Origin of the sequence: Actimicrobium sp. GrIS 1.19, from assembly GCF_035984655.1 — a bacterium.
In the GTDB taxonomy this organism is placed as follows: Bacteria; Pseudomonadota; Gammaproteobacteria; order Burkholderiales; family Burkholderiaceae_D; genus Actimicrobium.
The window spans coordinates 1-12,992 of record NZ_JAXCHT010000028.1 but is presented as its reverse complement, the minus strand read 5'-3'; the positions used below and the strand labels follow the sequence as shown (position 1 = coordinate 12,992).

The window sequence follows — 12,992 nt, the reverse complement described above, 5'->3', positions numbered from 1 at the left end:
CCAGCATGAAAACCTTGAAGTTCGCGCTACCGCTGCTGCTCGTGGCGCATTGCGCATTCGCCGAAACCACGCAGGAAACCGCGATCAAGAAATTGATCGAGCCAAAACTGGGTGACGGCGCCGTGGTCGAGTCAGTGCGCAAGACGCCGTACAGCGGCCTCTTTGAATTGCGCGTCGGCGGTGAAATCCTGTACACCGATGCAGAGGCACGATACCTGTTTGTCGGGCGCGTCCTAGACACAAAGAATTTCAAGGACCTGACCAAGGCGCGGGTCGATGAGATCAATCAGGTCAAATTTTCCGATCTGCCGCTGGAGCTGGCTGTGAAAACCGTGCGCGGCGATGGCAAGCGCATCATCGCCGTGTTCGAAGATCCCGATTGCGGCTATTGCAAGCGCTTCCGCCAGACCCTGCAAACCGTGGACAACGTGACGGTCTATACCTTCATGTACAACATCCTGTCGGAAGCCTCGGCGCCGAAGTCGAGGAATGTCTGGTGCGCGGCCGATCGCAGCAAGGCGTGGGACGAGTGGATGCTGAAGGGCAAGGAAGCCCCGGTCGCAGCAGCGGGCTGTATCGCACCGAACGACAAGGTGCTGGCGCTCGGGCAGAAGTTGCGCGTCACCGGCACCCCGACGATTTTCTTCGCCGATGGCAGCCGGATTCCCGGCGCCGTCGACAACAAGGGTCTGGAGACCAAATTCAGTGCGCTGAAAGACGCGGCGTCAGCCGCACGCTGATACGGCGTCCCGGTCCTCTTCTGGTGTGAAATCCGTTATATTCAGTGCCAGTCATTCGAACCCAACCCCATCGCCGGAGCGTCTCATGGTTACCCTGAATATCAACGGTCACGACAGGCAGATCGATGCCGACCCGCAAACGCCGATCCTGTGGGTATTGCGTGATCTGCTGAACATGACGGGCACCAAATTCGGCTGCGGCACCGGGCTGTGCGGCGCCTGTACGGTGCTCTTCGATGGCGCGCCGGTGCGTTCCTGCGTTACCCCGCTCAGTGCCGCCGCCGGCGTGCGGGTCATGACGATCGAGGCGATGCAGGGAGATAAGGTGGGCAAGGCCGTGCAGGATGCGTGGGTCAAGATCGACGTGCCGCAATGCGGTTACTGCCAGAGCGGCCAGGTCATGAGCGCGACGGCCCTGCTGCGGCAGAACAGCAAACCCAGCGACGCCGATATCGATGCCGCCATGAGTGGCAACCTCTGTCGCTGTGGAACCTATCAACGTATTCGGGCTGCGATCAAAGACGCCGCCAGCACGCTGGGCTGATCGCAACGATGCACTGTACCGGAATTCTTTTGGCCGCCGGGCGCGGACGGCGCTTCGATCCAAGCGGCCTGCAAAACAAACTGTTGCAGGCGCTGCCGGATGGCGACCGCATTGTCATGGCCGCCGCCAGGCGCCTGTCGCAGGCACTGACCACGAGCCTGGTGGTGGTGCATCCCGATGAAGACCGTCTGATTGCGATGCTGTCCAGCGGTGGCTTCACAACCAGCCGCTGCCCCGATGCGGCTGCCGGCATGGGCCATTCGCTGGCGCACGGCGTGCGTGTCAGCGATCGCGCGCCCGGGTGGATCATTGCATTGGGCGATATGCCGCGCGTGCGGCTGACGACCATCATCGCGCTCGATACCGCGATCCGCAATGGCGCCGATATTGCGGTGCCGGTGCACGATGGCCGACGCGGCAATCCGATTGGCTTCAGCCGGGAGCATCGCGCCGCCTTGCTGCAAATGCGTGGCGATCTGGGCGCACGCCACCTGTTGCGCGAATTTCCGGTGACGGAAGTCGCGGTTGATGATCCCGGCATCTTTTTCGATATCGATGTCATGGCTGACCTGTACAACCTCGCGTGACCACCATGACGTACTTGCTCCTGCTTTCCTAACCGCAGTTCTTTTTTCGAAGCCTCTCCTCGATGAATACCAATTTTTTCAATAAGCGTCTGGCACATCTGCTTGGTGTGGCCGGGCTGGTGCCATTCGTGCTGCTGTCGGTAGCGTGCTGGATCGTGCATCCGGATTGGCTGGGTCTGGTGGTCCGGGGGCAGCTGTCATACGGGATCGCGATCCTGTCATTTTTGGGTGGCATTCATTGGGGGGCGGCATTGACCTGTTCGATGCTGACCATCGGCCAGACCAAGCGCGCCCTGATCTGGGGCGTGACGCCGGCGTTGATTGCCCTGGTCGCAGCAAAGATCGTGCTCGGACTGGGATTTGCCGTGATGGTGGTCGGCTTTATCGCCGCCTATCAGATCGACAAGCGGCTGTACCACTGGTACAGCATTCCGGAGTGGTTCATCCGCCTGCGTTACCAGCTTACCTGCGTCGTCATCGCCGCACTGGGCCTGACCTTCATTGCCGCTAACGTCCGAGGATAATTTGAACCACGCCATTCACTATTCGATCATCGCCAGCGATCTTGCCGCCCATTTGTTTGAAATCACATTGACCGTTGCGGAGCCCGATCCCGCCGGCCAGGTGCTGTGTTTGCCGGCCTGGATTCCCGGCAGTTACATGATCCGCGAATTCGCCCGCAACATCGTGCAGATCCGTGCCGACTGCAACGGCAAGAAAGTCGCGCTGAAAAAAAGCGACAAGCATAGCTGGCATGCCGCGCCCGTCACTGGCGCGCTGGTTGTTCGGTATCAAATCTATGCCTGGGATCTGTCGGTGCGTGCAGCGCATCTGGATCAGACCCACGGGTTTTTCAATGGCAGCAGCGTGTTCCTGGCCGCGCGCGGGCACGAAGCCGCGGCGCATGTCGTCGATATCGTCAAGCCGGCTGAGCCCGCCTGCAAAGCCTGGCGGGTGGCTACCGCACTGCCTGAACTCAAGGCAAAGCGCTACGGCTTCGGTACCTACATCGCGGCCAGTTACGATGAATTGATCGACCATCCGGTCGAATACGGCGCCTTCGCCCTTGCGACGTTTACCGCCCACGGGGTGCCGCACGATATCGTCATCACCGGGCAGGTGCCGAATCTGGACATGGCACGCCTGCAGGCGGACCTGAAAAAAGTCTGCGAAGCCCAGATCGCGTTGTTTGAGCCGCGCTCGAAACGCGCCCCGATGGAACGCTATCTGTTCATGACGCTGGCCGTCGGCGACGGCTACGGTGGCCTTGAACATCGTGCCTCGACGGCGCTGATCTGCGCGCGCGCCGATTTGCCGGTCAAGGGACGCAGCGAGCAGAGCGATGGTTACCGCACCTTTCTTGGCCTGTGCAGCCACGAATATTTTCATACCTGGAACGTCAAGCGCATCAAGCCGGCCGCGTTCGCACCCTATGCGCTGGCGGCGGAGACGCATACGCCGCTGCTTTGGCTGTTCGAGGGGTTCACCAGCTATTACGACGATCTGATGCTGGTGCGCAGTGGCGTGATCGACGAGCCCGCGTACTTCAAGCTGCTCGGCAAGACCATCAACAACGTGATGCGCGGTTCTGGGCGCAGCAAGCAGTCGGTTGCCGAATCGAGCTTCGATGCCTGGACAAAATATTATCGGCAGGACGAAAATGCCCCCAATGCCATCGTCAGTTATTACACCAAGGGTTCCTTGGTGGCGTTGACGCTGGACCTGACCATTCGCGCCGAAACCGCCGGCAAGAAATCGCTCGACGATGTGATGCGCGCATTGTGGCAACGCTTCGGGCGGGATTTTTACAAGGCCAATGGCGGGCGCGGCGTCACCGAACAGGAAGTCGATGCGCTGTTCGACGAGGTCAGCGGCCTGAACTTGCGGCGTCTGCTCGATCGGGCCGTGCGCGGGACGACGGACTTGCCATTGAAGGAAGTGCTGGCGCCGTTTGGCGTCGCATTTGCGCCTGCGTCGGTTGATACCGCAGCGGGTCTCGGTGTGCGCACGACGCGTGACGGCAACGACTGCAAGCTCGCCAACGTCTATGAAAAAGGCGTCGCGCACAAAGCGGGACTGTCGGCCGGCGATGTACTGATCGCGCTCGATGGCCTGCGCATCCAGGCCGCCAATCTGAACGATTTGCTGCATCGATATCGTGCCGGCGACACGGTGACGCTGCACGCATTCCGGCGCGATGAGCTGATGACATTCACTGCCAGGCTGGCACTGGATGACGCGCCCCAGGTCACGCTCACAACACTCGAGAAACCCCCGGCGCTGCGCAAGGCGCGCAATGCCTGGTTAGGCAAATAACTGGTTCAGTGCAAAGCCCGGGTCGGGCGCGCGCATGAAAGCCTCGCCCACCAGGAACGCATTGACGTTGACGTCGCGCATGCGTTTGACATCGTCCTGCGTCAGGATGCCGGACTCGGTGATCACCAGCCGGTCCGGAGCGATGCGCGGCAGCAGGTCAACCGTGGTTTGCAGGGATGTTTCGAAGGTGCGCAGGTTGCGGTTGTTAATGCCCACCAGCGCGGTGTTCAGGCGTAACGCCGCAGTCAATTCGTCGGCGTTGTGCACCTCCACCAGAACGCCCATGCCCAGTTCCAGTGCCAGTGATTCCAGCTCGGCCATCAGGCCGTGATCGAGCGCGGCGACGATCAGCAATATGCAATCGGCGCCCCACGAGCGCGCTTCATAGACCTGGTATGGATCGATGATGAAGTCCTTGCGCAGGATTGGCAGCGCGCAGGCGGCGCGCGCCTGTTTCAGATATTCCGGCGCACCCTGGAAGAACTGCCGGTCGGTCAGTACCGACAGGCATGCTGCGCCAAATTGCGCGTAGCTGGCAGCGATCTCGGCCGGGCGAAAATCGGCGCGCAGAACACCCTTCGACGGTGAGGCTTTCTTGACTTCGGCGATCACACCGGATTGTCCGGCGGCGATCTTGGTGCGCAAGGCGGCTTCGAAGCCGCGCAACGACTGGCGCGCTTCGCGATCCGATTCGACCTCGCGGCGCAGGCTGGCAAAGTCACGGTATTTTTTCGCGGCGGAGACTTCGTCGGCCTTGACGTCGAGAATGGAGTTGAGAATATCGGACATGGTTTTCAGGGCTCAGGAATGGGCAAGTTGCTGGGTGACTGCGATGAACTGGTCGAGTTTGGCACGCGCAGATCCATTCGACATGGCCGCGCGCGCCTTGACCAGGCCATCGCCGATCGACGCGGTCAGTCCCGCCGCGTAGAGTGCGGTGCCGGCGTTGAGCGCGACGATATCGCGCGCCGGGCCATCGACGTCGTCCAGCGCCTCAAAAATTTTCTGTTTCGATTCGGTCGAATCGGCTACGCGCAGATTGCGGCTGGCCACCATCGACAGGCCAAAGTCTTCCGGGTGGATTTCGTATTCGCGGATTTCGCCATTCACCAGCTCCCCGACCATGGTGCCGGCACCCAGCGACACTTCATCCATGTTGTCGCGGCCCCAGACCACCAGCGCATGTTGCGCCCCCAGCCGTTGCAGCACGCGCACCTGGATGCCGACCAGGTCCGCATGAAACACGCCCATCAGAATGTTGGGTGCGCCGGCCGGATTGGTGAGCGGTCCCAGAATGTTGAAGATGGTGCGCACGCCAAGCTCCTTGCGCACCGGGGCCGCGTACTTCATCGCGGCGTGATGGTTCGGCGCGAACATGAAGCCAATCCCGGTCTGAGCGATTGATTGGGCCACCTGTTCCGGACTCAGATTGATGTTGGCGCCGAGCGATTCCAGCACGTCGGCGCTGCCCGACGAGGACGACACGCTGCGTCCGCCATGCTTGGCCACGCGCGCACCTGCGGCAGCGGCGACGAACATTGATGCGGTCGAAATGTTGAACGTGTTCGCGCCATCGCCGCCGGTGCCGACGATATCGAGCAGGTTGGTGGTGTCCGCCATTGGCACCTTGGTGGCAAATTCGCGCATGACCTGGGCTGCCGCGGCAATTTCGCCGACGGTTTCCTTCTTGACCCGCAAGCCCATGGTCAGTGCAGCGATCATGACCGGCGACATCTCGCCGTTCATGATGCTGCGAAACAGCGACAGCATCTCGTCATGAAAAATTTCGCGGTGATCGATACAGCGCAACAGCGCTTCCTGTGGCGTGATTGGCATGGCACATCCTTTGATTTTGGATCGTCGTGCGATCCGAACTTTAATTGGCGAGGTGTTTCAGGTGCTCGACCTGTTTCAGGTCCGCGTCGGCTTCGCAGGCCTGCCGGTCCACGCCGTCGGCTTGCGCGCGGCAAAGTACCGCACGGGCGCGCACATGGCCCGCCTGGGTCGCGCGAAAATCGCGCAGCGCGGTTCTTCTGCCATCGGTTTTGGTCTTCTGGTTGACTGCCTCTTGCGTCGCCAGATTGGTTTCACGCAGCAGATTGGCGGCGCGGGTGCGTTCGGCCTCGACGCACAGACGGATTCCACCGATGTCCTTTTCCTTCTGGCTGCACGAATCCAGCGTGGCCGCATGGGCCAGCGGCGCAGTCAGGCACAACAGCAGCAGTAGCGCACGCATGTCAACTCCCCAGGAAGTTTTGCAACAGCGCGTGACCGTGCTCCGAGAGTATCGATTCGGGATGAAACTGCACGCCCTGCACATCGAATTCCTTGTGCCGTACACCCATGATTTCACCGTCGTCGGTCCACGCCGTGACTTCCAGGCAGGAGGGCAGGGACGCGCGTTCAATGGCCAGCGAGTGATAGCGAATCACCGTGAACGGGCTCGGCAGGTCCTTGAACACGCCGACGCCGGTGTGGGCGATCAGCGAGGTTTTGCCGTGCATGACTTCACGCGCGCGCACCACTTTCCCGCCGAACGCCGTTGCAATGCTCTGATGGCCGAGGCACACCCCGAGAATCGGGATCTTCCCGGCAAATTGCTGCAGCAGCGGCACCGAAATGCCGGCCTCGTTGGGCGTGCGCGGTCCGGGCGAGATGCAAATCCGGTCCGGCTGCAGCGCGGCGATCTCGTCGAGCGTGATCTCATCGTTGCGCAAGGTGCGGACGTCTTCCCCGAGTTCGCCGAAATACTGGACCAGGTTGTAGGTGAAGGAGTCGTAGTTGTCGATCATTAGCAGCATGTCAGATCTCCCCATCCAGGCCATCTTGCACCTGCTCGGCGGCACGCAACACGGCGCGCGCCTTGTTTTCCGTTTCCTGCCATTCCATTTCCGCCACCGAATCGGCGACGATCCCGGCCGCGGCCTGGACATACAGCATGCCGTCCTTGATCACGCCGGTGCGAATTGCAATGGCCAGATCCATCTCGCCGCCAAACGACAGATAGCCGCAGGCGCCACCGTAGATGCCGCGCTTGGTCAGTTCCAGTTCGTCGATGACCTCCATGGCCCGGACCTTGGGTGCGCCCGACAGGGTGCCGGCGGGGAAGGTCGCCTTGAGCACATCGAGATTCGACAGCTTCGGCTTGAGCGTGCCTTCGACGTTCGACACGATGTGCTGCACGTGTGAATATTTTTCGATGCAGAACTTGTCGGTGACCTTGACGCTGCCGGTCTCGGCAATGCGACCCAGATCGTTGCGCGCCAGATCGATCAGCATCACGTGTTCGGCGATTTCTTTCGGGTCGTTGAGCAATTCGGTTGCCAGGGCTGCGTCGCCCTCTGGCGTTGATCCGCGCGGACGGGTGCCGGCCAACGGTCGAATGGTGACTTTCTTCTTGTCGTTATCAATGGATTCGTTGCGCACCAGGATTTCGGGCGAGGCGCCGACAATCTGCATGTCACCGAAGTTGTAGTAGTACATGTACGGCGACGGATTCAGCGAGCGCAGGGCTCGATACAGACTCAGCGGCGAATCCACATACGGTTTGCGGATGCGCTGGCCAATCTGGACCTGCATCAAATCGCCGGCCATCACGTATTCCTTGGCCTTGGCGACCGCCTTCAGGTAGGCGTCGCGCGGGAAATCGCGCACGCTGTCCGTGCGTACCGAGGCCGAGGTCACCGGCGCGTCGACGGCGCGGCGCAGCATCGCGCGCAAATCCTTGAGGCGCTGACGCGCTTTGGAAAAGGCTTCCGGGCGGGTCGGATCGGCGTACACGATCAAATACAGCTTGCCGGACAGGTTGTCGATGACAGCCAGCTCTTCGGTCAGCATTAGCTGGATGTCGGGCAGGCCAAGATCGTCTTTTGGCGTTGAATCGGCCAGGCGCTTCTCGATGTGACGCACCGTGTCGTAACCGAAATATCCCGCCAGCCCGCCGCAAAAGCGTGGCATGCCGGGGCGGATCGCCACCCGGTAGCGCTGTTGAAAAGCTTCGATGAAGTCGAGCGGATTGCCTTCGACGGTCTCGGTGACCACCCCATCCTGCAGCACTTCAGTCAGTCGGCCAGTGCTGCGCAGGAGCGTGTTCGCGGGCAGGCCGATGAACGAGTAGCGGCCGAAGCGCTCTCCGCCCACCACGGATTCAAGCAGGAACGTATTCCTGCCGGTGCCCTGCGTTTGTGCGAGTTTCAGATACAGGGTCAGCGGCGTTTCAAGATCGGCGAAGGCTTCGGCGATCAGTGGAATGCGGTTGTAGCCTTGCGACGCAAGCGATTTGAATTCGAGTTCAGTCATGTTTCTCTCCGGGCCGCTCGGCGGGATTGAGCGGCGGGTTATCTAAAAACGTTGATGTCCGCAAAGGGGATCAACGGCGCATCAGGGGTTGGTTCAACCCGGGATTTGCCAGCCTCGCCACAGCCAGGCCTCGGAGGCGCTGGTGATCTGTGCGTGTGTTTTTTGGACCAGAAACATGAGTTTAAATATCAGGGTGAGATGAGGTGGGCTGCTTCAAGCAGCGTCTGGACTATACCATCCGAATCAATCGTGTGTACAGATTGGCCGTGGTTGTAGCCATACGGAACCGTCAGAACGTGGCATCCGGCTGCGCGTGCGGCAATGGCGTCGTTGCTGGAATCGCCGATTGCCACGACCTGTTGCGGCTGCAGTCGGAACTCGCGGAAAACATGCAGGAACGGACCTGGATCGGGTTTCCTGGTCGGCAAGGAGTCGCCACCAACGATGATGTCAAAGTAGTCGTGCAAGCCAGTCTTTTGCAGCAATGGCACGGTAAAGCCGATCGGCTTGTTGGTCACGCAGGCCATCCGGAGATTCTGCTGGCGGAATGCCTCCAGGCCTTCACGCACCTTGGGGTAGAGCGCCACATGATCGCCATTGATCATCAGATAGTGGCGCTGGTACGCGGCCAGCGCCGATTCGATGCGCGCCTCGACCTGCGCGGCATCGAAATCGACCGCCAGCACCTGGCGCACCAGATTTTCCGATCCCTTGCCGACAAACGACTTGATGGTGTCGATATCCAGCGGCGCCAGCGCAAGTTCCGCGCGCATGCGGTTGATGGCACTCTGGAAATCGGCCGCGGTGTCGAGCATGGTTCCGTCAAGGTCAATAATGACGGCGCCGATCCCGGTGAACTTCACAAGCTGGCCAATTGTGCGCGCATGGCGTCGATCACGGCGTTGTAATCCGGTTTGCCAAAAATGGCCGACCCCGCCACGAAGGTGTCGGCGCCTGCTGCGGCGGCAGCAGCAATGTTGTCGATCTTGATGCCGCCATCGACCTCCAGCAGGATCTCGCGGCCCGAATCGTCGATCAGGCGACGCACTGCGGCGATTTTTTTCAAGGCTTCCGGGATGAACGACTGGCCGCCGAATCCTGGGTTCACCGACATGATCAGGATCAGGTCGATCTTGTCCATGACGTGCTCCAGAAAATGCAGTGAGGTGCCCGGATTGAACACCAGTCCGGCCTTGCAGCCATGATCGCGAATCAGTTGCAGGGATCGGTCAAGGTGCTCGGAGGCTTCCGGATGAAAGCTGATGATGTTGGCGCCGGCCTTGGCGAAATCGGGAATGATGCGGTCCACCGGCCGCACCATCAGATGTACATCGATGGGCACCTGCACGTGCGGGCGAATTGCCTCGCAGACCAGCGGGCCGATGGTGAGGTTGGGAACGTAATGGTTGTCCATCACATCGAAGTGGATGATGTCGGCGCCTGCCGCGACGACATTGCGAACTTCCTCGCCAAGACGAGCGAAGTCGGCAGACAGAATGCTGGGAGCGATGCGGTAGGTGGTCATGGGTATCAATTCAAATGAGGTGGCGCATTTTAACCTTCTGGTGCTTGCTAAGCGATGCCGCGTTCGTCAGAATAGATGGAGTTTTTGCACCGTCGGCGATGGGATCAGCTCCCTCGAACCGGATTTATTTGATTCTTAGTCGGACACTTTTCAAGGAATTCGCATGGCAGCGTATGAGCTCACGGTCACCGTCAGGACGCAGTACCTTGACGAACAATCCGAGCCCGACCGCTCAATTTATGTGTTTGCGTATGCGATTACGATTACCAATAGCGGACAAATCCCGGCGCAACTGATTTCCCGGCATTGGGTGATTACCGATGCCAACAACCATATCGAAGAAGTCCGCGGACTTGGCGTTGTCGGGCATCAGCCACTGCTTGAGCCGGGTCAGGTTTTCGAATACACCAGTGGCGCAACGCTGGCCACGCCACAAGGCTCAATGCGCGGCGCGTATTTCTGTGTGGCCGAGGATGGTGAGCAGTTTCAGGCAAACATCCCCGAGTTCGTGTTGTCCCGGCCGCGCACCCTGCACTGATCTATTCCGGCTGATCTTCTTTTTCTTCCGTCGGGGGTTTTTTCTCAGGGCCGGAGTACATGGTCCACCAGACGATGAAAATGAACAGAAAGCCCGCGAAGCCCGCTTCCAACAGTAGTAGCCACATGTCAGACCATCCCTCATGTCATTAAAGCGTCTTAGTATACTTGCCGCGCTTGCGCTGCTTGCTGCCTGTTCCACAGTGCCGCCCGACCGCAGTCCGGCGGCGACCGTTGCGGCCCCGCCGGTCAAGGGCGACATCCTGCGCCCGGTGACCTTTGCAGTCCTGCCGGGCTGGGATAAGGATGATCTGCGCGATGGTTGGCCAGCCTTTCTTAGTTCCTGCGAAGTACTGGTAAAGAAACCGGACTGGAAAGAGCCGTGCATGATTGCCCGCGACGTCAACGCGAAGGATTTGAAGGCGGTCCGCCAATTTTTTGAGGCATTCTTCATCCCGAATCAGGTCTTCAATCCGGACGGCACCGAAACGGGCCTGGTCACCGGCTATTACGAGCCGTTGTTGAAAGGCGCCCGCAAGCGGGGTGGCGCCTATCAAACGCCATTGCATCGTACGCCCGATGATTTGTTGACGGTCGATCTGGCGGGGGTCTATCCCGAGCTCAAGGGAATGCGTTTACGCGGTCGGTTGCAGGGTAACAAGGTGGTCGCGTATTCGTCGCGCGGCGAATTGATGAAAGCCGGTGCACTGTCCGGCACCGAGTTGATGTGGGTTGATGATCCGATTGAAGCGTTCTTTCTGCAGGTTCAAGGGTCAGGACGCGTGCAGTTTGCCGATGGCAGCCCGGTGGTGCGGATTGCTTATGCGGACCAGAATGGTTATCCGTACAAGTCGATTGGTCGCTATTTGGTTGATCGCGGCGAGTTGACGCTGGATCAGGCCTCGGCGCAGGGCATCAAGAGTTGGTACGTGGCGCATCCCGATCGCCAAGCGGAGCTCCTGAATGCCAATCCCAGCTATGTCTTTTTCAAGGAAGAGCCGGTGATCGATCCCCGCAAGGGGCCGAAGGGCGCGCTCGGTGTGCCGCTGGTGCCGGAGCGCTCCATGGCAGTTGACACGCAATATATTCCGCTCGGGGCGCCGGTATTCCTGTCCACGACGCAGCCAGGCAGCCAGAAGACCTTGCAGCGGTTGATGATGGCGCAGGATACTGGAGGCGCCATCAAGAACGCCGTCAGGGCCGATTTCTTCTGGGGTTTCGGCGCAGAGGCCGGTGAGAAGGCCGGCAAGATGAAACAGCGCGGGATGATGTGGGTTCTCATGCCGAAGTTGCCGGCAGCAACCGAGAAAACCAGGTAACCATTCGATTTCACCTTTATGAAACGGGACAGGCAATGACTTACGAAACGATTTTGACCGAGGTGCTTGGGCGCGTTGGAGTCATTCGACTCAATCGTCCGAAAGCACTGAACGCATTGAACAATCAACTGATGGATGAGTTGGGCGTCGCCTTGCTTGCATTCGACCATAATGACGACATTGGTTGCATCGTTCTGACTGGCAGTGAGAAAGCATTTGCGGCAGGGGCTGATATCGGCGCAATGGCGGGGTACAGCTACATGGATGCCTTCAAGGGTGATTACATCACGCGCAACTGGGAGCAGATTCGCAAGGTGCGCAAGCCTGTCATAGCCGCAGTTGCCGGATATGCGCTGGGCGGTGGCTGCGAGCTGGCAATGATGTGTGATTTCATCATCGCTGCCGATAACGCGCGGTTCGGACAACCGGAAATCAAGCTTGGAACGATTCCTGGCGCAGGAGGAACGCAACGCCTGCCGCGCGCAGTGTCCAAATCGAAAGCAATGGATCTTTGCCTGACAGCGCGGATGATGGATGCCGCGGAGGCAGAACGCGCCGGACTTGTTTCACGGGTGGTGCCGCTGGACAGATTGTTCGACGAGGCGCTCGCCGCCGCTACCGTCATCTCCGGAATGTCGTTGCCGGCGGTAATGATGATCAAGGAATCGGTCAACCGCGCTTATGAGGTCTCCTTGTCCGAAGGCGTCCTGTTTGAACGCCGTTTGTTTCACAGCACCTTCGCAACGGAAGATCAAAAAGAAGGAATGGCAGCTTTCGTCGAGAAACGCTTGCCAATCTTCAAGGGGCTTTGATATAGTTCGGCTCCCGTCGAAAGGCGGGCAAGAAGAGGTTGTGGTGCTGTTCGGTTTGTTGTCTGGTTTTGTTACGCGGTACGGTACGAAATTGGGTAGCGAAAGGGGTTGACGACTAGGTAGCAAAGCAGCATAATCTCATCTCTCTGCTGCAGACAAACAAAACGCTTTGTCTGGTGCACGAAGTAGCGGCGGTCGGTGCAGTTGATCGAAGTCTTTACGGAGTGCGGTAGAAGTTCTTTAACAATTAACAGCCGATAAGTGTGGGCACTTGATGGAAATGCACTGCGGTGACTTCGGTTGCTGCAGACAC

The 12,992-nt window shown here is 59.7% G+C and carries 16 protein-coding genes; 8 read left to right on the top strand and 8 right to left on the bottom strand.

The window, feature by feature from the left end:
- The first annotated feature begins 5 nt into the window (after nt 1–5).
- The 5 genes from RCH09_RS16665 (at nt 6) to RCH09_RS16645 (ending at nt 4,187) form a co-directional block, all read left to right on the top strand.
- On the top strand, nt 6–740 hold the full coding sequence (locus RCH09_RS16665) for a DsbC family protein (protein ID WP_326942263.1): 735 nt from the start codon (nt 6–8) through the stop codon (nt 738–740).
- A gap of 85 nt (nt 741–825) precedes the next feature.
- A complete protein-coding gene (locus RCH09_RS16660; protein WP_326942262.1) occupies nt 826–1,284 on the top strand; it encodes a (2Fe-2S)-binding protein in 459 nt (152 codons plus the stop codon).
- Between the two features lie 29 nt (nt 1,285–1,313).
- Entirely contained in the window at nt 1,314–1,871 is a 558-nt protein-coding gene (locus RCH09_RS16655) for a nucleotidyltransferase family protein (protein ID WP_326942261.1), read from the top strand.
- Between the two features lie 62 nt (nt 1,872–1,933).
- A complete protein-coding gene (locus RCH09_RS16650) occupies nt 1,934–2,395 on the top strand; it encodes a DUF3429 domain-containing protein (RefSeq protein ID WP_326942260.1) in 462 nt (153 codons plus the stop codon).
- A gap of 1 nt (nt 2,396) precedes the next feature.
- Nucleotides 2,397–4,187 carry a M61 family metallopeptidase gene (locus tag RCH09_RS16645; RefSeq protein ID WP_326942259.1) on the top strand — a complete coding sequence of 597 codons (1,791 nt, stop codon included), beginning with the start codon at nt 2,397–2,399 and terminating at the stop codon, nt 4,185–4,187.
- Here RCH09_RS16645 and trpC read toward each other — a convergent pair.
- The 7 genes from trpC to rpe form a co-directional block, all read right to left on the bottom strand.
- The gene (trpC, locus tag RCH09_RS16640; protein ID WP_326942258.1) at nt 4,176–4,976 is read right to left on the bottom strand and encodes an indole-3-glycerol phosphate synthase TrpC; all 801 of its coding nucleotides are present in this window, start codon (nt 4,974–4,976) and stop codon (nt 4,176–4,178) included. The genes RCH09_RS16645 and trpC overlap by 12 nt on opposite strands.
- A gap of 12 nt (nt 4,977–4,988) precedes the next feature.
- Nucleotides 4,989–6,023 carry an anthranilate phosphoribosyltransferase gene (gene trpD, locus RCH09_RS16635; RefSeq protein ID WP_326942257.1) on the bottom strand — a complete coding sequence of 345 codons (1,035 nt, stop codon included), beginning with the start codon at nt 6,021–6,023 and terminating at the stop codon, nt 4,989–4,991.
- A gap of 40 nt (nt 6,024–6,063) precedes the next feature.
- Complete coding sequence (locus RCH09_RS16630; protein ID WP_326942256.1) at nt 6,064–6,423, bottom strand: hypothetical protein; 360 nt, start codon at nt 6,421–6,423, stop codon at nt 6,064–6,066.
- A 1-nt stretch (nt 6,424) separates the two neighbouring features.
- Complete coding sequence (locus RCH09_RS16625) at nt 6,425–6,988, bottom strand: aminodeoxychorismate/anthranilate synthase component II (RefSeq protein WP_326942255.1); 564 nt, start codon at nt 6,986–6,988, stop codon at nt 6,425–6,427.
- A 1-nt stretch (nt 6,989) separates the two neighbouring features.
- The gene (trpE, locus tag RCH09_RS16620; RefSeq protein ID WP_326942254.1) at nt 6,990–8,486 is read right to left on the bottom strand and encodes an anthranilate synthase component I; all 1,497 of its coding nucleotides are present in this window, start codon (nt 8,484–8,486) and stop codon (nt 6,990–6,992) included.
- 188 nt (nt 8,487–8,674) lie between these two features.
- Nucleotides 8,675–9,349 carry a phosphoglycolate phosphatase gene (locus RCH09_RS16615; RefSeq protein ID WP_326942253.1) on the bottom strand — a complete coding sequence of 225 codons (675 nt, stop codon included), beginning with the start codon at nt 9,347–9,349 and terminating at the stop codon, nt 8,675–8,677.
- Nucleotides 9,346–10,011, bottom strand: a complete 666-nt coding sequence (gene rpe, locus RCH09_RS16610) for a ribulose-phosphate 3-epimerase (protein ID WP_326942252.1) — start codon at nt 10,009–10,011, stop codon at nt 9,346–9,348. Before rpe ends, RCH09_RS16615 begins: the two co-directional genes overlap by 4 nt.
- Before the next feature lie 163 nt (nt 10,012–10,174).
- On the opposite strand from rpe, the gene apaG reads away from it, so the two are divergent.
- Nucleotides 10,175–10,549 (top strand): Co2+/Mg2+ efflux protein ApaG, encoded by a 375-nt coding sequence (gene apaG, locus RCH09_RS16605; RefSeq protein WP_326942251.1) that lies wholly within the window; start codon nt 10,175–10,177, stop codon nt 10,547–10,549.
- A gap of 1 nt (nt 10,550) precedes the next feature.
- On the opposite strand, the gene RCH09_RS16600 is transcribed toward apaG, so the two are convergent.
- Nucleotides 10,551–10,676, bottom strand: coding sequence for a hypothetical protein (locus RCH09_RS16600; RefSeq protein ID WP_326942250.1), 126 nt, complete (start codon nt 10,674–10,676; stop codon nt 10,551–10,553).
- A gap of 15 nt (nt 10,677–10,691) precedes the next feature.
- Between RCH09_RS16600 and mltA the strand changes: the two genes are divergently transcribed.
- Both mltA and RCH09_RS16590 read left to right on the top strand, forming a co-directional pair.
- Entirely contained in the window at nt 10,692–11,867 is a 1,176-nt protein-coding gene (gene mltA / locus RCH09_RS16595; protein WP_326942249.1) for a murein transglycosylase A, read from the top strand.
- A gap of 35 nt (nt 11,868–11,902) precedes the next feature.
- The gene (locus RCH09_RS16590; protein WP_326942248.1) at nt 11,903–12,679 is read left to right on the top strand and encodes an enoyl-CoA hydratase; all 777 of its coding nucleotides are present in this window, start codon (nt 11,903–11,905) and stop codon (nt 12,677–12,679) included.
- The last annotated feature ends 313 nt before the right edge of the window (nt 12,680–12,992 follow it).